The sequence below is a fragment of the Actinoplanes sp. NPDC023714 genome (genome assembly GCF_040639855.1).
Classification (GTDB): domain Bacteria; phylum Actinomycetota; class Actinomycetes; order Mycobacteriales; family Micromonosporaceae; genus Actinoplanes.
In genome coordinates this window covers 119868-142837 of sequence record NZ_JBFAAR010000002.1, presented here as the reverse complement: position 1 = coordinate 142837, position 22970 = coordinate 119868, and the positions used below count along the sequence as shown (strand labels likewise).

Sequence of the window (22970 nt, the reverse complement as noted above, 5' to 3'; positions counted from 1 at the left end):
GGGCGGCGAGGGAGGGGATGCCGCCCGGGTCGTCCCTCCTTCTCGCGCCGCGCTACTCCGCGGGGCGCTGCACGGTGATCTCGTCCCGGGCCACCGCGTCGCCGGCGTCGCCCTCGGGCGCCACCACGACGGCCAGCGGCACCGTCTCCTCGCCGTCGTCGAGGGTGACCGGGCCGCAGACGAAATGGCCCTCCCCAGCGCACGAGGTCGTCGCCTGATCGGTACCGGTCAGCAGATACACCTGGTGACCGTCCGGGACCTCCGCCTCGCCGCTGACGGTGACGTTCTCCTCGACGGACTCCCCGTTCCGCGGGCTCGCGATGCTCACCGAAGCGGCGGCCGCCGTCCTGCCGGCGTCCGGCGTGGCCTTCCGTGCCCGGCGCCCCGGCGTGGCGGCCGGAGTCTCGGCCGCGACGCCCGCCGGCGACGGCGCCGCGGCCTGCGCGCTGCGCTTCACCCGGGGCGTGCTGGAGGTGCGCCCGGCCGTGGGCGTGACCGTTTCCGTCCACGTCTCGTACCCGGGTTCGGAGGCGTCCGCATCGAGCGGCGTGAGCGGCGCCACGGCGGCCGGCCCCGAACTGACCGGCGCCTCGGCGACCGGGACCGTGGGAATCGCCCCGGCGAACGTCGGGTCCCCCGGTTCGGAGCCGAGCAGCGCCCACGCCCCGGACGTCACCACGATCAGCCCGGTCGCGGCGAACGCCATGCTCGCCAGCTTCCGATGCCGCAGCCGGCGCGCCTGCCGAAGCTGCCGGGCCTCCTCGGCCGGCTCGTCGGCGCGCCAGGCCGGCCGCTCCCGGCGCGGCATGACGAGCGTGGAGTCCAGGGCGTCCGGCGCCGGTCTCGCCGGCGGGAACACCCGGGTCGCGTCGGAGGAGATCGGGGTCGCGCCGGGGAACACCTGGGTGGCGTCCGAGGAGATCGGGGTCGCGCCGGGGAACACCTGGGTGGCGTCGTCCAGGTGGGTGTGCGGGTCGTCGGGTGCCCGCGGGGTGACAGCCATCGAGTGCCTTCCGCGTGTTCCGTGCAGGGATTCGACCCGATAACCGCGCCGGGACCCTTCCGGATGCGGGCAAACATGCCAAGTCGGACACAATGTGGGAAATCCCCGGCGCGTCTTAAACCGACAAATCGGACTTTCCGCTACGGCGGACGGCCTCCGACCAGCCCCGGACCGACGCGGCGTCCCGCTCCCCTGGCCCCACGTAGTCGGCGGACGGCCGGATGATCTTCCCGAGCGCCTTCTGTTCCAGGATGTGCGCGCTCCAGCCCGCCGTCCGGGCGCAGGTGAACATCGCCGTGAACAGGTCGGCCGGCACCTCGGCGAAGTCGAGGATCACCGCGGCCCAGAACTCGACGTTGGTCTCCAGGACCCGGTCCGGCTTGCGCTCCCGCAGCTCGGCGAGGGCGGCCCGCTCGAGCTCCCGGGCCACCTCGTAGCGCGGCGCGCCCAGCTCCCGGGCCGCGTCCCGCAGGATCCGGGCGCGCGGGTCCTCGGCCCGGTAGATCGCGTGACCGAATCCCATCAGCCGTTGCCCGCCGTCGAGGACCCGCTTCACGTACTTCCGCGCGTCGACCCCGCCCTCGACCGCCTCGATCATCCCGAGGGCCCGGGAGGGCGCGCCGCCGTGCAGCGGCCCGGAGAGCGCGGCGACCGCGGCGGACAGGCACGCCGGGGCGTCGGCGCCGGTGCTGGCGACCACCCGCGCCGTGAACGTGGACGCGTTCATGCCGTGCTCGGCCGCGCAGATCCAGTAGCGGTCGACGGCCGCCACGTGCCGCGGGTCGGGCTCGCCCCGCCAGCGGATCATGAACTGCTCGGTGGCGGTCCGGCCGGCATCCACGAGGTGCTGCGGCACGGCGGTCCGCTCACTGCCGCGGGCGGCCTGGGAGACGTACGAGAGGAGCGTCGCCGACGTCCGCGCCAGATCGTCCCGGGCCCGTCCGGCCGCGATGTCGATCAGTTGTCCGGCGCCGAGGCGCGGCGCCAGCATCGCGGCGGCCGCCTGGACGTCCACCCGCACGTCCCCGGTCCGCACCGGCAGCACGGCCGGCTCGGCGTCCGGGAGTCCCCGCTCCACGTCGCCGTCGACGAGCAGCCCCCAGACGTCGCCGTAGGAGACGTGACCGGCGAGCGACCGGATGTCCACGCCGCGATAGCGCAGCGACCCGCCGTCCCGATCCGGTTCCGCGATCTCGGTGTCGAACGCGACGACACCGGCAAGCCCTGGATTCACAGTCAACATGACTTCAATCTGAAATCAACATGACTTGCTGTCAATGTTGATCCCATCAACATGAGAGGATCCGCACAGCCCGGCGCGAAGGTCAGGTGGGCCTCCACCCATCGAGGCGTTCCGCCCGTGGTTGCGCATTCTGAATTAGTCGTGGCCGGCCTCGCCGATCGAATTCCGGCCGAGCAAGAATGGCGCATGCGGCAGCTTTCCCTCTTTCCCACGAAGCACCTGCGGGATCGGACGCTGCGGCGAAACCATGCGGAGGCGGCCGAGGAGTTCCGGCGCGACCACGAGCGACATCGCGCGTGGGGTCTGGCGCAGCGTCACGCTCGGCGACTGCGGAGGCTGCGGGAGGGAGGCGGGGGTTCCGAGGCATCCGTCGAGTCAGCGCCCAGCGATGCGGACGCGGCTGAGCGGGATGAATGCGCAGGTGATGACAGCACTGAAGAGGCTCGTCAATCAGGGGTGGAGATCGCGGAGCCGCTGGAGGCGGTCATCCGAACCGCGATCGCGGAGCCGCTGGAGGCGGTCACCCGAACCTCGATCGCGGAACCGCTGGAGGCGGTCAACCCGACCGCGATCGCGGAGCCGGCGGGCGCCGCGACCGCGGACGTTGAGACCTTGGGCCGCGATCGACGGCCGCGCCGGATCCATTGGCAGGCGTCCATTAACGCGGTCATCTGGCCTTTTCGCATGCGGTTGTTGTCCGACCGGAATCCGACACTGACAATTCATCGCGGGCCGCGAGAAGGAGACCACAGGGATAGTCGTCATTCGCAACGGGGCCCTCCGCTCGGGCGCCTTCGGAGCCGGCTGCCACCCAGCCGGCCGCCGGAACCAGCACGCCGTGCGGTCAATATTGATCCAGTCAACATGGGAGGATCCCCGTATGGGTTCTCTCCTGACCACGGATGAGGTCGCTGAGCGGCTGGGTGTCAAGGCGGCGACGGTGTACGCATATGTGAGCCGGGGCCTGCTGCGCAGCCGCCGCAACGCGGACGGGAAGGGGAGCCTGTTCGACCGGGCCGACGTCGACGCGTTCGTGGCGGGCCGGCGGAGGACCACGACGCCGGCCATCCGGACGGGCATCACGCTGATCAGGGACGGCGCCCTCTTCTACCGGGGGCGCGACGTCACCGGGCTGGCCGGGACGGAGTCCTTCGAGTCCGTCGCCACCCTGCTCTGGACCGGCGAGCCCGGCCACGAGGCGTTCCCGGTCGACCCGGAGCTGGTCGACCTGGCGACCCGGGTGACGCGGCCGCTGCCCGCGACGGCCCGGCTCGCCGACCGGCTCCGGGTGACGGTGGCGGCGGTGGCGGCCGCCGACCCGCTGCGCTTCGACACGACATCGGCGGCCGTGGTGGCGACCGGCCGGCAGCTGCTGTCCACGATGGTGCACGCGCTGCCGCAGCGCTCCCCGGCGACGGAGGGGGACTCGCTGGCCGCGGCTCTCTGGCACCGGCTCAGCCCACAGCCGCCGACCCCCGAGGGGATCCGGGCGCTCGACGCGGCGCTGGTGCTGCTGGCCGACCACGACCTGGCGGCGTCCACCCTGGCCGCCCGGGTCGCCGCCTCGACCCGGGCCCATCCGTACGCCGTGGTCAGCGCCGGGCTCGCCGCCCTCGACGGCCCGCTGCACGGCGCGGCCAGCTCCCTCGCCCATACGCTGCTCGCCGAGGCGATGAGCGGGCCCGACCCGGTCGCCATCGTCTCCGAGCGGCTGCGGGCGGCCGGCACCAGCGGGACGGTCCCGGGCTTCGGGCACCCGCTCTACCCGGACGGTGACCCGCGCGCCACCACACTGCTCGCGCTGGTGGACGGGCCGGCCCGGCGGGTGGCGGAACAACTCGGGGCGGTCATGCGTACCCGGTCGGGGGTTCTGCCCAATGTGGACCTGGCGCTCGCGGCACTCACGCTGCGGCACGACATGCCGGCGGACGCCGGGGAAGCGATCTTCGCGGTGGCGCGGACCGCCGGATGGCTCGCGCACGCACTGGAGGAGTACGCGGCTCGGCCGCTGCGATACCGTCCGAGTGGTCGATACGCGGGCGAATCGCCCACGTGACCTGCGCTGTTCGCCGATGTGGTTATCGTCGGAGCGGTGGACGTGCCACGGGTCGGCTGGGCAGTCGCCGGCCTCTTCGTGGCCGCGATCCTGGTGTACGAATGCATCGAACACGGCATACCCGCCGTGATCGCCGCCGTGCTCTTCCTGGCGATCCCGTGGCTGCCGTGGTGGCCGCTGCGGCTCGCCTGGGTGCCGCTGGCGCTCGTCGTGATCTACACGCTGGAGCCGTTCCACTGGCCGCCGTTCTACGCGGCCGGCCTGGCCTGGCTCACCGGGATCGCGGCGGTCCGGGTGGTGCACGGCACCCGCGTGGTGCGCCGCACGAGATCGTAGGCTGCACGGCATGAACCCTGAGGATCTTCCGCTGCTCGAGGCGCTGCACTCCACGCCGGCCCGCCGATACCTGTCCGACCAGCCGATCGCCGACGACGTGATCCGCGCGATCCTGGACGCGGCGATCCGCGGACCCTCGGCCGGCAACGGGCAGTTCTGGACGTGGATCGTCGTCCGGGAGCCGGAGACGAAGCGGCAGATCGCCGAGTGGTACCGGGAGGGCTGGGAGCGCCACTACGGCTCGCGGCGCGAGCAGATCCTGAACGCGCCGGCCGGCGGGCCGATGAGCAAGGCCAGCTTCCTCGCCGCCGACCACCTGGCCAACCACCTCGAGGAGGCGCCGGTCTGGATCTTCCCGGTGCTGCTCGGCGCCGCGAAGTCGGCCAACCCGCGGCTCGGCTCGTCCATCTACGGCGCGGTGCAGCACCTCATCCTCGCGGCCCGCGCCTACGGCATCGGCGCCACGCTGACCACCCTGCACATCGGCCACGAGGAGGACGTGCGGACGCTGCTCGGCCTGCCCGACGACGCGCTCACCATGGCGCTGATCCCGCTCGGCTACCCGGCGAAGGGCCGCTGGTCCGAGCCGAAGCGCCGGCCGCTCGACGAGGTCGTCCACTTCGAGCGGTTCCAGCAGTAGTGCGCCTGCCACCCGCGCCCGATCGCGCCCCCGACTTCGCCGACGACTTCCGCTCGCTCGATCCGGCCCGCTGGATCGATCACTACCTACCGCACTGGACCACTCCGGAGCGGTCGCGGGCCCGCTACGACGTGGGCGCCGGCGGTCTTCGCCTGCGGATCGACGCCGACCAGCTCGACTGGCGCCCGGAGGACGCTCCGCTGCGCGTCTCCAACATCCAGAGCGGAAACCATCCGGGTACGCATCGGCACCGGCCGGACGGTCTGTCGGTGCGTACCCCGTCGCCCACGACCGTGCTGTGGGCGCCCTCGGCCGGCCGGGTCGACGTGACGGTCAGCGCCAGCGTCGACGAGAACTGCATGCTGGCCGCCTGGCTGGTCGGGACCGAGCACCTCGCGGAGGGCGACGCGGGGGAGATCTGCCTGTTCGAGATCGACGCCTCGGCGGTCGGTGCGTCCTCGACCGTGGCCCGCTGCGGGGTGAAGGCGCACTCCGACGAGCGGCTGCGGACCGACATGGCAGCGGTGACGGTTCCGCTGGACGCCTCCCGGCCGCACACCTGGACCGCGGTGTGGGGTCCCGGCTTCACGACGATCGGGTGCGAGGGCGAGGTGGTCCGGGAGATCGCGCAGGCGCCGTCGTACCCGCTGTTCCTGCTGATCGACCTCTTCGAGATCGGCGAGCCGTCGGCGGCGGGCTACCCGAAGTCGGCACGGGTGCACGCGGTGCAGGGGTGGGAGACCGGCGCAACCGGAGCGCACCGAGGGTGATCCGCAAGCCGCCACCCTGACGGCCGAATCAGAGGGGCGTGACGCAGCAGCCGCTTCTCGACCCGCCCGCCGGACGACCCATCCTGGACGAGGCCGACGACCTCCTGGCCCGCGGCCGGGCCGGTGACGTCGTCGACCTGCTCGCGCCCCACGTCGGGCGCCGGCCGGAGGACGTGCCGGCCTGGCACCGGATGTCCCGGGCCCGCCTCGAGCTGGGCGACGCCCGCGGCGCCATGCACGCCGCGTGGGCCGCCTGGCAGCAGGACCCGGACGGCGCCGAGTCGCTGTACTGGATCAGCCGGGCCTGCACCGCCGCTGGCGACCACGCCGAGGCGATCGAGACGGCGGCGACGGCGTGCCGGCAGGACCCGGGCAACCCGCGGCTGCACAACCGGCTCGGCGAGGCGCAGCTCGCGGACGGCCGGGTCGGCGACGCCGTGGCCGGCCTGCAGGTCGCCGTGGAGCTGGCCGGCTACGACGCCGACCTGCACGTCACGTACGCGCTGGCGCTGTTCGCGGCCGGCCGTCCGCTCACCGCGCGGGAGGCGGCCGGGCGGGCCCTGACCCTGGACCCGCAGCACGCCGGTGCGCGGTCGGCGATCGGGCGGTTCGAGCGGGCCATGAAGGACGTCGTGGACGCCCCGTCGCTGGCGCTGGCCGCCGACGAGTTCGCCGAGCGGATGCGGGTCCGGCCGGCCCCGGCGCCGGTGGGGTCGCAGAAGGCGCGGGACGCCTTCGCGTACGTCATGCGGGTGTCGTTCGTCTGGTTCTTCTCGGCGTTCCTCGGCGTCGGGGCGCTCGACATCACCGGGCTCGTCGCGGTGCCGGACGGGCTCTACCTGACGCTGCTCTGCACCGCCGGCGTGTTCGCGCTGGTGGCGCGCCTGGCCCGGCCCCGGCTGCCCTAGGGCCCGGGTGTCATAGCAGGTCGCGCAGGATCCGGCCCAGCGCGGCGCGGTCGCCCGGCGACAGGACCGCGAACAGCCGCTCCCCCTCGGCGGCCCGCGCCTCCTGGATCGCCGCGGCGGCCGACGACCCGTCCGCGGTCAGCGCCACCAGGGTCGCCCGCCGGTCGGCCGGGTCGGGCCGGCGTTCGGCGAGGCCGCGCCGCTGCAGGTCGTCGACCACCTCGGTGGCCGAGCGCGGCGCGATCCGCAGGTGCTCGGCGAGCGCGCTGAGCCGCATCTCGCCGTGCCGGGACAGCACGCCGATGGCCCGGGACTGGGACGGCGTGACGTTCCACGGCTCGAGCGCGGCCCGGGTGCGGTGCCGCAGCTCGCGGGCGACGGCCCAGAACGCCTCGGACAGGGAGTCGGGTTGCACGGGAACAACATAACAGCGATTACGGTTGTACCCTCATGTTGAGGTAACCTCAGCAAAAAACGAGGGAGTACGACTTGGCAGAACGCCCGGGACGGGGGCCGGCACGGACCGTGACCCCCGCGGAGAAGGCGCAGGCACGCGCCGTCTCCCTGCGCCGCATCGGCGCGCTCTTCATCGGACATCGGCGGCAGCTCGCCGTCGTCGTCGCGGTCATCGTGATCTCCTCCGTGATCTCGATGGCGTCACCGTTCCTGCTCCGCGAGGTCATCGACGTCGCCCTGCCGGACGGTGACCTCACCCTGCTGAGCTGGCTCGTCGCCGGCATGGTCGCCGTGGCGGCCGCGACGTCCGGGCTCGGCGTCGTGCAGACCTGGATCTCGACGTCGGTCGGCCAGCGGGTCATGCACCGGCTGCGCACCGACGTCTTCACCCATCTGCAGCGCCAGTCGGTCGGGTTCTTCACCCGTACCCGCACCGGCGAGGTGCAGTCCCGCATCACCAACGACATCGGCGGCATGCAGCAGGTGGTCACCTCGACCGCCGGCTCGATCGCCTCGAACGTCACCACCGTCGTCGCCACCCTGGTCGCGATGGCCGCCCTCTCCTGGCAGCTGACCCTGGTCTCGCTGGTGGCGCTGCCGCCGGCGATCTACTGGACCCGGCGCGTCGCGCGGATGCGGCAGGCCATCACCGCCCAGCGGCAGCGCGAGCTGGCGGAGCTGAACGTCATCATCGACGAGGGCCTGTCGATCAGCGGCATCCAGCTGAGCAAGACGATGGGCGCCACGGCTCTCGTGACCGAGCGGTTCGCCGCGTCCTCGGGCAAGCTCATCGACCTCGAACTCCGGTCCGAGCTGGCCGGACGCTGGCGGATGGCGTCCATGAACATCGTCTTCGCCGCCATCCCGGCCGTCATCTACCTCGCCGCCGGGCTGCCGTTCAGCACCATGAGCATCGGCACGCTCGTCGCCTTCACCGGATTGCAGGCCGGCCTCTTCCGGCCGCTCATGAGCCTGCTCGACGTCGGCGTGACGCTCACCTCCTCGCTCGCGCTCTTCCAGCGCATCTTCGAATATCTCGACCTGCCGGTCGAGGTCGAGGAGCCTGCGACGCCGGTGCGGCTCGAGCACGTGCGGGGCCACCTGCGCTTCGAGGACGTGACCTTCGTGTACGACGGCAGCGCCACCGCCGCCCTGGCGGGCGTCAACGTCGACGTGCCCCCGGGTTCGTCGCTCGCCCTGGTCGGCGAGACCGGATCGGGGAAGAGCACCATCGCGTCGCTGATCGCCCGTCTCCACGACCCGACCTCCGGGCGCGTCACGATCGACGGTGTCGACATCTCCACGATGTCGCTCACGCAGCTCGCCGAGATCGTCGGCGTGGTGAGCCAGGAGACCTACCTGCTGCACACCACGATCCGGGAGAACCTGCGCTACGCGAAGCCGGACGCCACCGACGAGGAGATCGTCGCGGCGGCCACGGCGGCGCGGATCCACGACCTGATCGCGGCGCTGCCGGACGGCTACGACACCATGGTCGGCTCGCGCGGCCACCGGTTCTCCGGCGGCGAGAAGCAGCGGATGGCGATCGCCCGCACCCTGCTGCGCGACCCGCGGATCCTGGTCCTGGACGAGGCGACGAGCGCGCTCGACACCGAGACCGAACGGGCCGTGCAGCAGGCCTTCGACGCGCTGTCGGCGGGTCGCACCACCGTGACGATCGCGCACCGGCTGTCCACCGTCCGCGACGCCGACCAGATCGCCGTGATCGACCACGGCCGCATCCTGGAGTCGGGGACGCACGAGTCCCTGGTGGACATGGGCGGCCGGTACGCCGCCCTGGCCCGCTAGCGTCCCCTCAGCTCATCCCGGTATTCGACGAGCGCGGCCGTCATCCCACTCAGGAACTTCTCGACGGCCAGCAGCTCGTCCACACTGAACTGCTCCATCACGGCGTCGGTGTGCGGTCGCAGCGGTGTGAAGAACGCCATCGCCAGCGACATCCCGGCGTCGCCGTAGCGCAGGTGCACCACCCGCCGGTCGGAGCTCTCCCGGCTGCGCCGCAGGTGCCCGCCCTTCTCCAGCCGGTCGATCAGCGCCGTCGTCGCACCCGAGGACAGGCCGATCGCCTCCCCCAGCCTGCCCGGGGTCAGCGGATTCCCGTGCCGTTCGGCATGCATGACGGCGAGTAGAGCGTGCATGTCCGTGGCATGCAGGTGATTGCGGTTGGCAAAAGCGTGCCCGATGTGTTGCGCCTCGCTGCTGTACGTGTTCAGCAGGTCGACAAGCGCCCTGCGTAACCGCTGGCGTTCGGCGGTCTCCGTTACCTCCACGGGGGTAAGTGTTGCAGATTCCCCTCCGGTCGTGAACAATCTCGATTGTAAAGATTCTCAGTCTTGGAGGTTTCATGAGAAGGGCATGGGCAACGCTGTTGCTGGCCCTCGTCATCGGCGGCGCGGTCTTCGCCTTCGCCGGTTCGACGACCACCGACAACGACCCCACCTCGTCGCTGCCCTCTTCGGCTGAGTCGACCAAGGTCGCGCAGCTGCAGAAGGAGCTGCCGTCCGGCCGCACCAACCCGGCCCTCCTCGTGATCGCGAAGGGCGGCGACACACTCACCGAGGCCGACCTGTCCGCCTTCGCCGAGTTCGGGCAGCCGATCCCGTCCGAGGACCGCAAGGCCGCGATCATCTCGGTGCCGCTGGCCGCCACCGGCGACGCCGACCGGACCATCGGCCAGGTGCAGGAGCTGCGCGACAAGCTCCGGGCCGCGGCGCCGGAGGGCGTGACCGCCCAGGTGACCGGCGGCGCCGGATTCAGCGCCGACCTGTCGGACAGCTTCAGCGGCGCGAACACCCGCCTGCTGATCGTGACCGTCGTGGTCGTGACGATCCTGCTGCTGGTGACGTACCGCAGCCCGATCCTCTGGATCGTCCCGCTCTTCGTGGTCGGGTTCGCCGACCAGCTCGCGGCGAAGGCCATCGCGCTCTTCTCGCAGCACACCGACCTCGCGATCAACGGCTCGACCACCGGCATCGTCACGGTCCTGGTGTTCGGCGCCGGCACCAACTACGCGCTGCTGCTGATCTCCCGGTACCGCGAGGAGCTGCACAGGCACGAGGACCGCTTCGAGGCGATGCGCCGGGCGCTGCGCGGCGCCGGGCCGGCGATCCTGGCCAGCTCCGGCACCGTGTTCCTGGCCCTGCTCACCCTCCTGCTCGCCAGCCTCAAGAGCAACGCGGCCCTCGGCGTGACCGCCGCCGTCGGCGTGGCGATCGCGGCGCTGTTCGCCCTGGTCGTGCTGCCGGCCGCGCTGGTGATCTGCGGCCGCGGCCTGTTCTGGCCGTTCATCCCGCGGTACGGCCAGGCCGGCGCCGAGGACGAGCGTGGCTTCTGGGGCAAGGTCGGCCGGATGGTCGTGAAGCGCCCGGTCGCGGTGACCGCGTTCTCCGTCGTCGTCCTCGGCGTCCTCTCGCTCGGCGCGCTCGGCACGAAGGTGGGCCTGTCGCAGACCGAGCAGTTCCGGGTCGAGGCCGAGTCGGTGCAGGGCCTCGAGACGCTCAGCAAGTACTTCCCGGCCGGCGCGGCCGGCCCGGCCACCGTGCTCACCGAGCCGGCCAAGGCCGAGCAGGTGCTCAAGACCGTCTCGGAGACCCCGGGCGTGGTGCAGGCCCGGATCGCCGAGCAGAACGCCGGCCTCGCCGCGATCAGCGCCACCATGGAGGCCGCGCCGGACACCGCCGAGGCCTTCGACACGATCCGCGAGATGCGCGACCGCCTCGACGGCGAAGCGCTCGTCGGCGGCACCGTCGCGACCGCGCTCGACACCCGCGACGCCGCCCGGCACGACCTCGTGACGATCGTCCCGGTCATCCTGGGCGTGGTGTTCCTGGTGCTGGTCCTGCTGCTGCGGGCCCTGGTCGCGCCGGTGCTGCTGATGGCGACCGTGGTGGTCAGCTTCCTGGCCTCGCTGGGCGCCGGGTCCTGGCTGTTCGAGAACGTCTTCGACTACCCGGCGCTGGACAACTCGGTCCCGCTCTTCGCGTTCCTGTTCCTGGTGGCGCTCGGCGTCGACTACAACATCTTCCTGGTCACCCGGGCCAAGGAGGAGACGCCGGCGCGCGGCACCCGGGACGGCATGGTGCACGCCCTCGCCGTGACCGGCGCCGTGATCACCAGCGCGGGCATCCTGCTCGCGGCGGTCTTCGCGGTGCTCGGCGTCCTCCCGGTGGTGACGCTCACCCAGATCGGCATCATCGTCGGCATCGGCGTCCTGCTGGACACCCTGCTGGTCCGGACCGTGCTGGTGCCCGCCCTGGCCACGCTGACCGGGGACAGGTTCTGGTGGCCGAGCCGCCCGCAGGTCTCCGCCCCCGCTTCCGGCGACTCCCCCTCCCCGCAGGAGAAGACCGACTGGGAAGCGGTGAACCGGAGCAAGAGCACGTCGCCCGCCGACAGCTGATCTTCGCGGATCGACGGCCCGGACTTCCGGTCCGGGCCGTCGATCGTTGCGCCGCATTCCCCGTACGCCGGGAAGTGTATCCATTAACCCTATCTGCTAGATAGGGTACTGCCATGAACGAACGTGAATACGACGAGCGTCGGCTGCGGGATTTCACGGCCGGCCGGGCGCGTGGCTTCTCCCGGCGTGACCTGCTGGTTCTGGCCGCGGCGGCCGGCGTCGGCGCCACTGCCCTCCCCGGATCGGCGCGAGCCGCCTCCCCCATCGTCAAGCCGCTGCCGCCCGCATTGTTCCGCGCGCTCGGCACCAACGCGGAGACGCGCTGGTCGTCGCTGAAGGACGTCGGCTACTACGTCCCGGCCGACCGCTTCTTCGTCCGCAACCACACGACGACCCCGATCATCGACGCCGCCACCTGGAGCCTGTCGGTCTTCGGCTCGGGGCTGCGCGGCGGCCCGGTGTCGTTCTCGCTGGCTGACCTGAAGCGCCTGCCCGGCGTCACGGTGCCGGCCGCCGTCGAGTGCGCCGGCAACGGCCGCAGCTACTTCACCTCGCAGCAGGGCCAGACGGTCTCCGGCACCGCCTGGACGCTGGGCGCCGTGGGCGTGGCGAAGTGGCGCGGGGTCAGGCTGTCGACAGTGCTGCGCCGGGCCGGGCTGAGCCGGCACGCCGTCGACGTGCAGCCGATCGGCCTCGACGCGAACTTCGTCTCCGGCGGCGTCGACCTCGGCCCGGTCCGCCGCCCGTTCCCCCTGGAGAAGGCCCTCGACGACGTCATCCTGGCCTACGGGATGAACGGCGAGGACCTGCCCGCCGACCACGGCCATCCGGTCCGCGTGATCGTCCCGGGCTGGGCCGGCATCGCGTCGATCAAGTGGGTGGGGAGCATCGAGGTGTCGTCCGAACCGCTGTTCTCGCCGTGGAACACCCAATTTTATCGGCTCTTCGGGGACTCCTACCCGGCGGCCGGGCAGCCGTTCGACTCCCAGGTCGTGAAGAGCGCCTTCGAACTCGACGCCGGAGCGGTCTTCGAGGCCGGCCGCCGTACCGTCCTGACCGGCCGCTCCTGGTCCGCCCACGGCCCGATCCGCAAGGTCGAGGTCAGCACCGACGGCGGCGCGACCTGGCGCCGGGCCCGCTTCTACGGCGCCACGCCCGGCGGCGTCTGGCAGCGCTGGGAGCTCGACTGGAAGCCGGGCGCGGGCGCCCACGAGTTGCTGGCCCGGGCCACCGACGTGCACGGCAACACCCAGCCCGACGCCACGGTCCACAACACCCTCGGCTACCTCTTCGACGCCGTCGTGCGGGTCCCGGTCACCGCCACCTGAGCAGTCCGCTCGACCGTCGCGGGGTGCGCCGTGCCGACATGCCGCAGTGCACCCGCAGCGGCCCCCAGTCAAAGGTCGCGCCCCGTTCGGATCTTGAACGCTTTGCTACCTGATTCGGTGGTGGAGCGTCCAAGATCGTGGAGCGGGTGAGCGATCGTCCAAGATCTGTTGCGAGTTGGGCGGGGAGCTGGCGCGGCTCGAACCTCAACTCCCCACACGGCAACGGTCTGTCACGTACGTGGGGAATAGAGGCGCGGCTCGAACCTCAACTCCCCACACGGCAACGGTCTGTCACGTGCGTGGGGAATTGAGGCGCGGATCGAACCTCAACTCCCCACACGGCAACGGTCTGTCACGTGCGTGGGGAATTGAGGCGCGGATCGAACCTCAACTCCCCACACGGCAACGGTCTGCCACGTGCGTGGGGAGCTGAGGCGCGGATTGGACCACAAGTCGACACGCGGGGGCGGGGGTGACGACGACGGCGACGGTGACCGGAAACGGTCGGTGGCGTGTGTCCGACGAGAAACACCCTGAGTGACCGGCAGTGGGCTGCGTTATCGTGGCTGCCTACCCCGGGGAGCGCTCATGCGGTCGAGGAAGCCCACGTCCAGTGATGTGGCCGCGGCCGCGGGTGTGTCCCGCTCGGCGGTGTCGTTCGCGTTCAACAATCCGCAGCGGATCTCGGCGGGCACCCGGCAGCGGATCCTGGACGCCGCCGAGCGGCTCGGATACACGCCGAACACGCTGGGACGGATGCTGCAGGCGGGCACCACGAACTCGATCGGCGTGCTGTTGCCGCAGCGGCTCGCGCAGGTGCTGGAGAACCCGTACTACTCGCGGTTCCTGATGGGCGCCGGGCAGGTGTGCGACCGGGAGGGTTACACACTGCTACTGACGCCGCCGTTGCAGGACTCGGTGCTCAAGGCGATCCCGTACGCCGCGGTGGACGGGTTCATCGTCTGCGGGCTCGAGGTCGATCGCGGCGAGGTGGCCGAATTGGATCGGCGCGGGATTCCGTTCGTGCTGATCGACAGCGATCGGCACGAGGGGGCGCCGAGCGTCGAGGTGGACGACCGGGGCGGCGCTGCCGAGGTGGCCCGCTACCTGCTCGAGCTCGGGCACCGCCGGCTCGCCGTGCTGTCCATCGAGCCGGGCCCGGACGCGGCGGTGCGAGGCTACCGCGGGCCGCTGGCGCGGCGCCTCGCCGGGATCGGCGACGCGCTGGGCGATTTCGGTCTGAGCCTCGACGACGTACGCCTCGCCGAGGTGCCGGTGACCCGCCACGACGGCTACCGCGCCACGACCGGCCTGATGGCGCGGGCCGACCCGCCGACCGCCATCATCGCCCTTTCCGACGTGCTCGCCTACGGCGCCGTGGATGCTTTGCAAGAACTTGCGGTGGATGTCCCGAACGAGGTGTCCGTGACCGGCTTCGACGACCTCGCGGAGTCCGCCTGGTTCCGTCCCCGGCTCACCACCGTGCGACAGCCGATCGTGACCAAGGGCCGGATGGCGGCGGACTTCCTGATCTCCGCGATCCGGGGCGAGGACCAGCACCCGCACCAGATGCTCGGCACCTCGCTGATCATCCGGGACTCGACCGCGAAGCCGCAGAGTCTGCCGCATTAGGCCGGATATTCCGGGCATGTGCCACCTCTGCAAGAACTTGCTGCAAGAAAGCAGCCGTCCGGCTATGTAACACGTGTTAGTTACCTGCTAGCGTTCCTCGTCATGACTGATCAACTGATCGCACCGCCCGCCGTGGAGGCGCCGCCCGCATCCTGGTGGCGCAACGCGGTCATCTACCAGATCTACCCGCGCAGCTTCGCCGACTCGAACGGCGACGGCATCGGCGACCTGCCCGGCATCCTGAGCCGGCTGCCGTACCTGCGGGACCTGGGCGTCGACGCGGTCTGGCTCTCCCCCTTCTACGCCTCGCCCCAGGCGGACGCCGGCTACGACGTCTCCGACTACCGCACCGTCGACCCGATCTTCGGCACCGTCGCGGACGCCGAGAAGCTGATCGCCGGCGCGCACGAGCACGGCATGCGGATCATCGTGGACCTGGTGCCGAACCACTCCTCCGACCAGCACGAGTGGTTCAAGCGGGCGCTCGCCGAGGGCCCGGGCTCGCCGTTCCGGGACCGCTACCACTTCCGCCCCGGCAAGGGCGAGAACGGCGAGCTGCCGCCGAACGACTGGCCGTCGATCTTCGGCGGCTCGGCGTGGACCCGCGTCGAGGACGGCGAGTGGTATCTCCACCTGTTCGCCCCCGAGCAGCCGGACTTCAACTGGGAGCACCCGGCGGTCCGCGACGAGTTCAAGACCATCCTGCGGTTCTGGCTGGACCTGGGCGTCGACGGCTTCCGGATCGACGTGGCGCACGGCATGGTCAAGGAGGACGGCCTGCCGGACGTCGGCGGCGACGCCGAGTGGCACCTGCTGGGCGTCGGCGAGAGCCCGTGCTTCGACCGCGACGGCGTGCACGAGATCTACCGCGAGTGGCGCAAGATCCTGGACGAGTACCCGGGCGAGCGCATCGCGGTGGCCGAGGCCTGGGCGCCGACCCTGGCCCGGGTCGCCGACTACGTCCGCGAGGACGAGCTGCACCAGGCGTTCAACTTCAGCTACCTCGGCACCCGGTGGGACGTCGCGCAGCAGCGCCAGATGATCGACGACTCGCTCGCCGCGATGCGTGTGGTCGGCGCCCCGACCACCTGGACGCTCTCCAACCACGACGTCGTCCGGCACACCAACCGGCTGCTGCAGACCGGCGACGGCGAGGTGGCCGGCCGCCGCCCCGTGAACGTCGACCCGGTGGCCGGCCTGCAGCGGGCCCGCGCCGCGTCCGCGCTGATGCTGGCGCTGCCCGGCTCGGCCTACCTCTACCAGGGCGAGGAGCTCGGCCTGCCCGAGGTCGTCGATCTTCCCCCGGAGGTGCGGCAGGACCCGGCGTTCCACCGCGCGACCGGCCAGGACGGATATCGTGACGGGTGCCGGGTGCCGATCCCGTGGAGCGGTTCGGAGGCCCCGTACGGATTCGGCCCGGACGGTGGCGGCAGCTGGCTGCCGCAGCCGGATTCCTGGGCGGAGCTCAGCGTCGCCGCGCAGGAGGGCGTGCCCGGCTCGACGCTGGAGCTGTACCGCGCCGCCCTCGCGGTGCGCCGCGGCAACCCGGCGCTCGCGCCGATCGACAACCTGCGCTGGGTGCCGGCGCCGGAGGGCGTCCTCGCCTTCGAGCGTGAGGTGGAGGGCCACCCGGTGTTCCGCTGCACGGTCAACATGGGCGCCGCGCCGGTCGCCGTGGGCCGACCCGGTGAGCTGCTGCTGACCAGCGGCTCGCTGGACGGCACCCCGGACAACGTGGTGCTGCCGCCGGACACCACCGTCTGGTGGTCGATCTGAGATAACAGACCTCCCGGCCACCCCAGGACGGTGGGGGTGGGCGGGTCGTTGAGCGGGCGTGACGCGGACGGGGGACGCGTCACGCCCGCCTCCCTTTCCGGGCCCGGGAGGCGGTCGCGGCGACGCTTGCGGCCGGCCCGAGCCGGGACGCCTGCCGCTCGCGGACTCTAGACATCCGTCCTCCCCCGGTCGGCCGACCGTACCCCACTGTCCTCATCGGACGCGCGTATGCTCTGCGTCACCACACGTCAGGAGCCCCCCGATGACCGACAACGACGCCAAGCTCGACACCACCGTGCCGCACTCCGCCCGGGTCTGGAACTACTGGCTCGGCGGCAAGGACAACTACCAGGTGGACCGCGCGGTCGGCGACGACTTCGCGAACCTGTACCCGGACATCGCGGTGGTGGCCCGCCAGTCGCGGGCCTTCCTCAAGCGGGCCGTCACCCACCTGGCCACCGACGCCGGGCTCCGGCAGTTCCTCGACATCGGCACCGGCATGCCGACCGCCGAGAACACCCACCAGGTCGCGCAGGCCGCCGCGCCCGATTCGAAGATCGTCTACGTGGACAACGACCCGCTGGTGCTGGTGCACGCCCGGGCGCTGCTCACCGGTACGGCCGAGGGCCGCACCGAATACGTCGACGCCAACCTGCACGAGCCGCTGCAGATCCTCGACGCGGCCCGCGGCACGCTCGACCTGGACCAGCCGGTCGGCCTGATCCTGATGAACATTCTCGGTCACGTGCCCGACCTCGACGACGCCGTCAAGATCGTCCGTACACTGCTCGCGGAGCTCGCGCCGGGGAGCTACCTGGTGACCGCCGACGGCACCAACGTGATCGACGGGCCGGCGTTCGAGGAGGCGATCGGGGTGTGGAACGCGAACGCCCCGCTCAGCTACCACCTGCGCCACCCCGACCAGATCAGCCGGTTCCTCGAGGGCCTCGACGTGCTCGAGCCGGGCCTGGTCCCGTGCGCCGAGTGGCGCCCGGCCGAGGGCGCCACCGGCGACGAGATCCGTCCCGTCGACGAATACGGTGCGGTCGGCCGCAAGCCGTAGGACTCCTACAGATCGCGCTCGCCGGGGAACTCCTCGGCGGTGCGGTCACCGGTGTCGTTCACGAGGTTGGGGGCCATGCTGCCGCCGTGCGCTTCCTGCTCGGGGCGCGGGTCCCGTTCCTCGTCGCGAGAAGAGCCGCGAGAAGACTCGTCGCGAGAAAAGTAGTCACTGTCCGCGGAGCCCGGCCCGTCCTGGGTGGCGAACTCGGCGAATGCTTCGGGGTTCACGTCGCTCATGATCGCTCGTTTACCCCTGGCGCGGGGTTCCTACCGTCGAGGGCATGCAGTGGTTTCTCTGGGCCGCTGGAATCGCGGCCGTCACCGTCGTCCTGTTCCTTCTCATCCTCCGTCACCTGCGCCGCCCGGCCCGGCCGCTGACCCGCGAGGAGCGTCTCGCCGCGGCCCGCGCGGCCGGCAAGGGCCTGCGTCGCAGCGGCCCTCGGGATCGTGACCCCAACGCCGACACCCGCTGGAGCCTGTACGACGACGGCAACAGCCTCGGCGGAGGAGGCGGCGGGGGCGGCAACTACTGATCGTCGGCGGCGGAACCTCATCCCGGCCCGCGAGGGACCGATCACTACGGCATCCGGTCCCGCCGCCCCGAAGGTTGCCGTATGTCCGTCCTCACCCGGCCCGCCGTCCTGCTCGCCACCGCCTCGGCGGCCGCCGGCCTGCTCGCGACCCCCGGCGCAGCCCACGCGGCCGCCCCGGCGCAGCTCACCGCAGCGGGCACCCGGGCGCAGCTCACCGCGGCCGGCGCCCCGGCGCAGCTCACCGCAGCGGGCACCCGGGCGCAGCTCACCGCGGCCGGCGCCCCGGCGCAGCTCACCGCGGCGCAGATGGCCGCCGAGCTCGACACCATCGCGGCCGCCTCGACGGCGGCCGGCAGTCAGGGCTGGAAGACCGTCTCGGACTACACGTTCACCTTCCCCGGCTCGGCCACCGTGATCAGGGGTTCCGGCGCGACCCAGGCCGACCTGGTGCGCGGCCGCTACGCCGACCGGTTCACCACGATCGGGTTCGGCTCGGCCGACTACTTCGCGGTGGACCGCACGGGTCGCTGGGAGCCGGTGCAGGAGCAGGACGAGCAGCGGGCCCTCGCCATGATGGGCCGGGCGTCGGTGAAGTACGCCTACACCGCCGACGCCGCGTTCGACCTCGGTGAATATCTCACCGAGAACGCGCCCAGCCCGGTCGCGATGACCGCCGGGATCGACGGTGGCGGCACCAAGGTCACCCACGACGACGGCAGCGCGGATCTGACCGCCACCGACGAGCAGGGCGCCGGCGTGGTCCTGCACGTCGGAGCGTCCGGCCTGCTCACCGGCGCGCACCTGGCCGTCGGGGGCGGCGAGGACGGCACCGCCGCCGAGGTGGAGATGGCCTTCGCGTACGGGCCGCAGACCGTCACCATGCCGACCGGCGCCGAGACGATCCCCGTGGCCGCGCTGGCGAAGGGCGTCGCCTACCTGACCATGGCCGACGACGTGAAAGCGCTGGCCGGCGCGGCCGCGACCGCCACCCGCACCAAGGCGAAGGGTGGAACCGTCAAGGTCGCGACCCTGCGCAAGGTGGCCCGCAACGACGTGACGTCCTGGAACCGCACGTCGATCGTGAAGTTCACCGTCAAGGACGTCACCGGCGGCGTGAAGGTGAGCGCCACCAACCCGTGGACCAAGAAGACGGTCGCCTACACGGTGAAGGCCTCCGGCAAGAAGGTCGTGGTCAAGAAGGCCTGAGCACGACCCCACCTCCTCGGACGTGCGCGCGACTCCCGGATGCCGGCAGCCGTAACGACGCGTTTAAACATATATACCTGATAGGACTTGTGGGTAAGGTCGCCCGCTGCCTACCTTTCTCGGCATGAGCGTCCTGTCCCCGCCGCGATCCGAGAACGCGGATCCGCCGTCCACCCTGGTCGTGGTGCCCGCCCGTCATCCGTGGCGGTGGGCCGGCACGGCGCTGGTCCTCGTGCTGCTCGCCCAGTTCGCGCACGGCCTGGCCACCAACCCGGGCTGGGACTGGAGCACCTTCGCCGGCTACTTCCTGGAGAAGTCGGTCATGGACGCGCTGCTGGTCACCCTCCAGCTGACCGTCGCCGGCGCGGTCCTCGGCTTCCTCGGCGGCATCCCCCTCGCCGCGATGCGGCTGTCGAAGAACCCGGTCCTCGCCACCGTGAGCTGGGCCTACATCTGGGTGTTCCGCAGCGTGCCCCTGCTGGTGCAGCTGCTGTTCTGGGCCAACCTCGGCTACCTCTACGACCGCCTGCAGATCGGCGTCCCGTTCGGCCCGGGCTGGTCGTTCGCCACGGCCGACCTGGTCAGCCCGTTCGGCGCCGCGCTGCTCGGCCTGGCCCTGCACGAGGCCGCCTTCGCCGGCGAGATCATCCGCGCCGGCCTGCTCTCGGTGGACCAGGGACAGCACGAGGCGGCCGCCGCGCTCGGCATCCCCCGGCGCCGGCAGTTCTTCCGGATCGTGGCGCCGCAGGCCATGCGGGCGATCCTGCCGAACGCCGCGAACCTGCTGGTCAACCTCCTGAAGAGCACATCGATCGTGTACGTCCTGGCGATCGGCGAGCTGTTCTACCAGGTACAGGTGATCTACGGCCGCAGCGGACGGGTCGTTCCCCTGCTCATGGTCGCCACGGTCTGGTACGTGATCCTCACCGCCGCGCTGTCGATCCTGCAGTTCTACACCGAGCGCCACTTCGCCCGCGGCGCCGTCCGCACGCTCCCGCCCACCCCGTTCCAGAAGCTCAAGGCGGCGTTGACGAGATGAGCACCCCCGTCGTCGAGGTGACCGGCGTCCACAAGTCGTTCGGCGCGCTGCACGTGCTGCGCGGCGTCGACCTGACCGCCCGGGCCGGCACCGTCACCGTGATCCTCGGGCCGTCCGGCTCCGGCAAGTCCACCCTGCTCCGCTCGATCAACCACCTGGAGAAGGTCGACAGCGGCCTGGTCCGGGTCGGCGGCGAGCTGATCGGCTACCGCCGGTCGGGCGATCGGCTCCACGAGCTCAGCGAGCGCCAGATCCTCAAGCAGCGGGCCGGCATCGGCTTCGTCTTCCAGAACTTCAACCTCTTCCCGCACCTGACGGCGCTCGAGAACATCGCCGAGGCCCCCGTCTCGGCTCTTCACAAGCCCAAGGCCGATGTGTACGCGACGGCGCGTGAGCTGCTGAAACGGGTGGGACTGGCGGACAAGGCCGACGCCTACCCACGGCAGCTCTCCGGCGGCCAGCAGCAGCGGGTCGCGATCGCCCGCGCCCTGGCCCTCGACCCCCAGCTGATCCTCTTCGACGAGCCGACCTCGGCGCTCGACCCGGAGCTGGTCGGCGAGGTGCTCGACGTCCTCCGCGACCTGGCGAGCGCCGGCACCACGATGATCGTCGTCACCCACGAGATCGGCTTCGCCCGGGAGGCCGCCGACACCGTGATCTTCATGGACGAGGGCCGGATCGTCGAGCAGGGCCCGCCCGCACAGGTGCTCGACAACCCCCAGCACGACCGGACCCGGACGTTCCTGTCCAAGGTCCTCATCTGACGAATCGGAGCGACACTTTCATGCGTACCAAATGGGTCTTGGCCCTTGCCGCAGTGACCTTGAGCCTCGCCGCCTGCGCCGCGCCCGACGAGGAGGCCGCGGCGGTCCCCGCCGCCGGCGACGCGTCGGGCGCGACCGTCGTGACATTCAACGACAGCCCGGAACAGAACCGGATCGTGCCGGCCAAGGACGAGGCGGCCGCGGCACTGCTGCCACCCGACGTCGCGGCGAGCGGCAGACTGGTCATCGGCGTCGGCACGGCCGGCTCCGGATTCCCGCCGCTCGCGTTCGCCGCCACCGACAACAAGACGCTGATCGGCAACGAGCCGGACATCGCCGTCGCGATCGCCGGCACCCTCGGCCTCGAACCGGTCCTGGAGAACACCTCCTGGGAGAACCTGTTCATCGGCCTCGACTCGGGCAAGTACCAGCTCGGCGCCTCGAACATCACGGTCACCGAGGAGCGCAAGCTCAAGTACGACTTCGTCAGCTACCGCAAGGACGACCTGGGGTGGCTCGCCAAGCGCGGCTCGGGCCTGACCGTCACGAAGCCGGCCGACATCGCCGGCAAGAAGGTCGCGGTCGGCTCCGGCACCAACCAGGAGAAGATCCTGGTCGAGTGGGCCGCGGAGGTCTCCCGTCAAGGGCTGCCCAAGGTGGAGATCAAGTACTACCAGACGAACCAGGCCACCTACCTGGCGCTCGGCTCCGGCCAGATCGACCTGTACCTCGGCCCGAACCCGTCGCTGGCCTACCACGTCGCCACCACCGGGGACAGCGAGATCGTCGGCACCTACTCGGGCGCCGGCGCGAGCCTGCAGGGCCTGATCGCGCTCACCACGAAGAAGGACAACGGCCTGGTCGAGGCGTACGCGGCGGCCCTCGACAAGCTGATCGCCTCCGGTGACTACGCGAAGATCCTGGAGCGGTGGAACCTCACGGACGAGGCCGTCACCGAGGCCCAGGTGAACCCGCCGGGCCTGCCGATCGAGGGCAAGTGACGGGGGTTCTGCGGGCGGCCGGCGTCCTCGACAACCCGGCCTGGTCGGCGCTCACCGGGGCACACGCGCGGTTCGCCGTCCGGCACGGGAAGGCGGCGCGCTACCGGTCCGACGTCGCGCCGTTCCACGCCCTGTCCGACCCGGCCGACCCGGAGGCCTGGGAGGACCTGCGCTCCCTGGTCGAACCCGGCACGGCGGTGACGATCGCCGGCGCGGGCGAGGTGGCGTACCCGGGCTGGGAGGTCGCCCGGAGCATCCCGGGCGTCCAGTTCGTCGACGTGGCCCTGACCGCCGCGTCCGATCCGGAGGCGGTCCGGCTCGGCACCGCGGACGTCCCGGAGATCCTCGACCTGATCGCGCGGACCAGGCCCGGCCCCTACCTGCCGCGGACCGTGGAGCTCGGCGTCTACCTGGGGCTCCGCTCCCCCGCCGGCGCCCTCATCGCGATGGCCGGGGAACGCCTCCACCCGTCCGGATGGACCGAGATCAGCGCGGTCTGCACCGACCCGGCCCACCGAGGCCGCGGCCTGGCGACCCGGCTGATCCGGGCGGTGGCGGCCGGCATCCGCGAACGCGGCGAGACCCCTTTCCTGCACACCGGAGCAGCCAACCTGACAGCGATCCGCCTCTACGAGTCGATCGGTTTCGAACTCCGCAGGACGACCGATTTCACCGCCTATCGACGGCTCTGAGAGCGCCGGCCCCGCCTTCCCGCGGGGCCGGCCTTCAGGAGCACGCGCCGATCGACACGACCTCGGTCCGGGTCCGGCCGAGCTGATCGCGGCGGTCGACCAGGA

At 71.7% G+C, this 22970-nt stretch carries 23 protein-coding genes; 17 read left to right on the top strand and 6 right to left on the bottom strand.

All coding sequences use genetic code 11. The features are described from left to right. Positions 1-52 precede the first annotated feature (52 nt). The 3 genes from AB0G10_RS08425 to AB0G10_RS08415 form a co-directional block, all read right to left on the bottom strand. On the bottom strand, positions 53-1003 hold the full coding sequence (locus tag AB0G10_RS08425) for a hypothetical protein (protein WP_360918110.1): 951 nt from the start codon (positions 1001-1003) through the stop codon (positions 53-55). A gap of 115 nt (positions 1004-1118) precedes the next feature. Further along, positions 1119-2246 carry a citrate synthase 2 gene (locus AB0G10_RS08420; protein ID WP_360918109.1) on the bottom strand — a complete coding sequence of 376 codons (1128 nt, stop codon included), beginning with the start codon at positions 2244-2246 and terminating at the stop codon, positions 1119-1121. Between the two features lie 135 nt (positions 2247-2381). Next, positions 2382-2564, bottom strand: coding sequence for a hypothetical protein (locus tag AB0G10_RS08415; protein WP_360918108.1), 183 nt, complete (start codon positions 2562-2564; stop codon positions 2382-2384). A 562-nt stretch (positions 2565-3126) separates the two neighbouring features. On the opposite strand from AB0G10_RS08415, the gene AB0G10_RS08410 reads away from it, so the two are divergent. From AB0G10_RS08410 to AB0G10_RS08390, 5 genes are read left to right on the top strand one after another with little or no spacing between them, the layout of a single operon-like run. Further along, positions 3127-4302, top strand: coding sequence for a citrate synthase (locus AB0G10_RS08410; RefSeq protein ID WP_360918107.1), 1176 nt, complete (start codon positions 3127-3129; stop codon positions 4300-4302). A 36-nt stretch (positions 4303-4338) separates the two neighbouring features. Further along, a complete protein-coding gene (locus AB0G10_RS08405) occupies positions 4339-4638 on the top strand; it encodes a hypothetical protein (RefSeq protein ID WP_360918106.1) in 300 nt (99 codons plus the stop codon). Between the two features lie 10 nt (positions 4639-4648). Beyond that, positions 4649-5278, top strand: coding sequence for a nitroreductase family protein (locus tag AB0G10_RS08400; protein ID WP_360918105.1), 630 nt, complete (start codon positions 4649-4651; stop codon positions 5276-5278). Then, positions 5278-6048 (top strand): hypothetical protein, encoded by a 771-nt coding sequence (locus AB0G10_RS08395; RefSeq protein WP_360918104.1) that lies wholly within the window; start codon positions 5278-5280, stop codon positions 6046-6048. The genes AB0G10_RS08400 and AB0G10_RS08395 overlap by 1 nt, the downstream gene beginning before the upstream one ends. Positions 6049-6086: 38 nt before the next feature. Beyond that, positions 6087-6956, top strand: a complete 870-nt coding sequence (locus tag AB0G10_RS08390; protein ID WP_360918103.1) for a tetratricopeptide repeat protein — start codon at positions 6087-6089, stop codon at positions 6954-6956. 10 nt (positions 6957-6966) lie between these two features. Here the strand turns inward: AB0G10_RS08390 and AB0G10_RS08385 are convergent, their stop codons facing one another. Beyond that, the gene (locus AB0G10_RS08385) at positions 6967-7371 is read right to left on the bottom strand and encodes a MarR family winged helix-turn-helix transcriptional regulator (RefSeq protein ID WP_360918102.1); all 405 of its coding nucleotides are present in this window, start codon (positions 7369-7371) and stop codon (positions 6967-6969) included. Positions 7372-7481: 110 nt separating this feature from the next. Between AB0G10_RS08385 and AB0G10_RS08380 the strand changes: the two genes are divergently transcribed. After that, the gene (locus tag AB0G10_RS08380; protein ID WP_360920649.1) at positions 7482-9221 is read left to right on the top strand and encodes an ABC transporter ATP-binding protein; all 1740 of its coding nucleotides are present in this window, start codon (positions 7482-7484) and stop codon (positions 9219-9221) included. Here the strand turns inward: AB0G10_RS08380 and AB0G10_RS08375 are convergent. Continuing rightward, entirely contained in the window at positions 9218-9703 is a 486-nt protein-coding gene (locus AB0G10_RS08375) for a MarR family transcriptional regulator (RefSeq protein ID WP_360918101.1), read from the bottom strand. The genes AB0G10_RS08380 and AB0G10_RS08375 overlap by 4 nt on opposite strands. A 74-nt stretch (positions 9704-9777) precedes the next feature. Between AB0G10_RS08375 and AB0G10_RS08370 the strand changes: the two genes are divergently transcribed. The 5 genes from AB0G10_RS08370 (at position 9778) to AB0G10_RS08350 (ending at position 17631) form a co-directional block, all read left to right on the top strand. Further along, entirely contained in the window at positions 9778-11832 is a 2055-nt protein-coding gene (locus tag AB0G10_RS08370; RefSeq protein WP_360918100.1) for an MMPL family transporter, read from the top strand. Positions 11833-11945: 113 nt separating this feature from the next. Further along, positions 11946-13160: a sulfite oxidase gene (locus AB0G10_RS08365; protein ID WP_360918099.1), complete on the top strand. Its 1215-nt coding sequence runs from the start codon at positions 11946-11948 to the stop codon at positions 13158-13160. 588 nt (positions 13161-13748) lie between these two features. After that, a complete protein-coding gene (locus AB0G10_RS08360; RefSeq protein ID WP_360918098.1) occupies positions 13749-14792 on the top strand; it encodes a LacI family DNA-binding transcriptional regulator in 1044 nt (347 codons plus the stop codon). Between the two features lie 102 nt (positions 14793-14894). Next, positions 14895-16568 (top strand): glycoside hydrolase family 13 protein, encoded by a 1674-nt coding sequence (locus tag AB0G10_RS08355; protein ID WP_360918097.1) that lies wholly within the window; start codon positions 14895-14897, stop codon positions 16566-16568. A gap of 262 nt (positions 16569-16830) precedes the next feature. Continuing rightward, positions 16831-17631 carry an SAM-dependent methyltransferase gene (locus AB0G10_RS08350; RefSeq protein WP_360918096.1) on the top strand — a complete coding sequence of 267 codons (801 nt, stop codon included), beginning with the start codon at positions 16831-16833 and terminating at the stop codon, positions 17629-17631. Between the two features lie 5 nt (positions 17632-17636). Here the strand turns inward: AB0G10_RS08350 and AB0G10_RS08345 are convergent, their stop codons facing one another. Then, positions 17637-17867 (bottom strand): hypothetical protein, encoded by a 231-nt coding sequence (locus AB0G10_RS08345; protein WP_360918095.1) that lies wholly within the window; start codon positions 17865-17867, stop codon positions 17637-17639. A gap of 44 nt (positions 17868-17911) precedes the next feature. Between AB0G10_RS08345 and AB0G10_RS08340 the strand changes: the two genes are divergently transcribed. The 6 genes from AB0G10_RS08340 to AB0G10_RS08315 all read left to right on the top strand — a co-directional run bounded on the left by AB0G10_RS08340 (position 17912) and on the right by AB0G10_RS08315 (position 22865). Continuing rightward, the gene (locus AB0G10_RS08340) at positions 17912-18163 is read left to right on the top strand and encodes a hypothetical protein (RefSeq protein ID WP_360918094.1); all 252 of its coding nucleotides are present in this window, start codon (positions 17912-17914) and stop codon (positions 18161-18163) included. Between the two features lie 81 nt (positions 18164-18244). Next, positions 18245-19369 carry a hypothetical protein gene (locus AB0G10_RS08335; protein ID WP_360918093.1) on the top strand — a complete coding sequence of 375 codons (1125 nt, stop codon included), beginning with the start codon at positions 18245-18247 and terminating at the stop codon, positions 19367-19369. Positions 19370-19493: 124 nt separating this feature from the next. After that, positions 19494-20408, top strand: coding sequence for an amino acid ABC transporter permease (locus tag AB0G10_RS08330; protein WP_360918092.1), 915 nt, complete (start codon positions 19494-19496; stop codon positions 20406-20408). Beyond that, positions 20405-21172, top strand: coding sequence for an amino acid ABC transporter ATP-binding protein (locus tag AB0G10_RS08325; protein ID WP_360918091.1), 768 nt, complete (start codon positions 20405-20407; stop codon positions 21170-21172). The genes AB0G10_RS08330 and AB0G10_RS08325 overlap by 4 nt, the downstream gene beginning before the upstream one ends. Before the next feature lie 38 nt (positions 21173-21210). Continuing rightward, positions 21211-22173: an ABC transporter substrate-binding protein gene (locus AB0G10_RS08320; protein WP_360918090.1), complete on the top strand. Its 963-nt coding sequence runs from the start codon at positions 21211-21213 to the stop codon at positions 22171-22173. Next, complete coding sequence (locus tag AB0G10_RS08315) at positions 22170-22865, top strand: GNAT family N-acetyltransferase (protein WP_360918089.1); 696 nt, start codon at positions 22170-22172, stop codon at positions 22863-22865. Before AB0G10_RS08320 ends, AB0G10_RS08315 begins: the two co-directional genes overlap by 4 nt. Positions 22866-22970 lie beyond the last annotated feature (105 nt).

What these genes read in the sequence shown, in the direction of transcription:
- AB0G10_RS08330 (WP_360918092.1), top strand. Translation starts at nt 19,494, where the DNA reads ATGAGCGTCCTGTCCCCGCCGCGATCCGAGAACGCGGATCCGCCGTCC.
- AB0G10_RS08350 (WP_360918096.1), top strand. Translation starts at nt 16,831, where the DNA reads ATGACCGACAACGACGCCAAGCTCGACACCACCGTGCCGCACTCCGCC.
- AB0G10_RS08345 (WP_360918095.1), bottom strand. Translation starts at nt 17,867, where the DNA reads ATGAGCGACGTGAACCCCGAAGCATTCGCCGAGTTCGCCACCCAGGAC.
- AB0G10_RS08420 (WP_360918109.1), bottom strand. Translation starts at nt 2,246, where the DNA reads ATGTTGACTGTGAATCCAGGGCTTGCCGGTGTCGTCGCGTTCGACACC.
- AB0G10_RS08400 (WP_360918105.1), top strand. Translation starts at nt 4,649, where the DNA reads ATGAACCCTGAGGATCTTCCGCTGCTCGAGGCGCTGCACTCCACGCCG.
- AB0G10_RS08340 (WP_360918094.1), top strand. Translation starts at nt 17,912, where the DNA reads ATGCAGTGGTTTCTCTGGGCCGCTGGAATCGCGGCCGTCACCGTCGTC.
- AB0G10_RS08355 (WP_360918097.1), top strand. Translation starts at nt 14,895, where the DNA reads ATGACTGATCAACTGATCGCACCGCCCGCCGTGGAGGCGCCGCCCGCA.
- AB0G10_RS08410 (WP_360918107.1), top strand. Translation starts at nt 3,127, where the DNA reads ATGGGTTCTCTCCTGACCACGGATGAGGTCGCTGAGCGGCTGGGTGTC.
- AB0G10_RS08325 (WP_360918091.1), top strand. Translation starts at nt 20,405, where the DNA reads ATGAGCACCCCCGTCGTCGAGGTGACCGGCGTCCACAAGTCGTTCGGC.
- AB0G10_RS08335 (WP_360918093.1), top strand. Translation starts at nt 18,245, where the DNA reads ATGTCCGTCCTCACCCGGCCCGCCGTCCTGCTCGCCACCGCCTCGGCG.
- AB0G10_RS08360 (WP_360918098.1), top strand. Translation starts at nt 13,749, where the DNA reads ATGCGGTCGAGGAAGCCCACGTCCAGTGATGTGGCCGCGGCCGCGGGT.
- AB0G10_RS08365 (WP_360918099.1), top strand. Translation starts at nt 11,946, where the DNA reads ATGAACGAACGTGAATACGACGAGCGTCGGCTGCGGGATTTCACGGCC.
- AB0G10_RS08370 (WP_360918100.1), top strand. Translation starts at nt 9,778, where the DNA reads ATGAGAAGGGCATGGGCAACGCTGTTGCTGGCCCTCGTCATCGGCGGC.
- AB0G10_RS08425 (WP_360918110.1), bottom strand. Translation starts at nt 1,003, where the DNA reads ATGGCTGTCACCCCGCGGGCACCCGACGACCCGCACACCCACCTGGAC.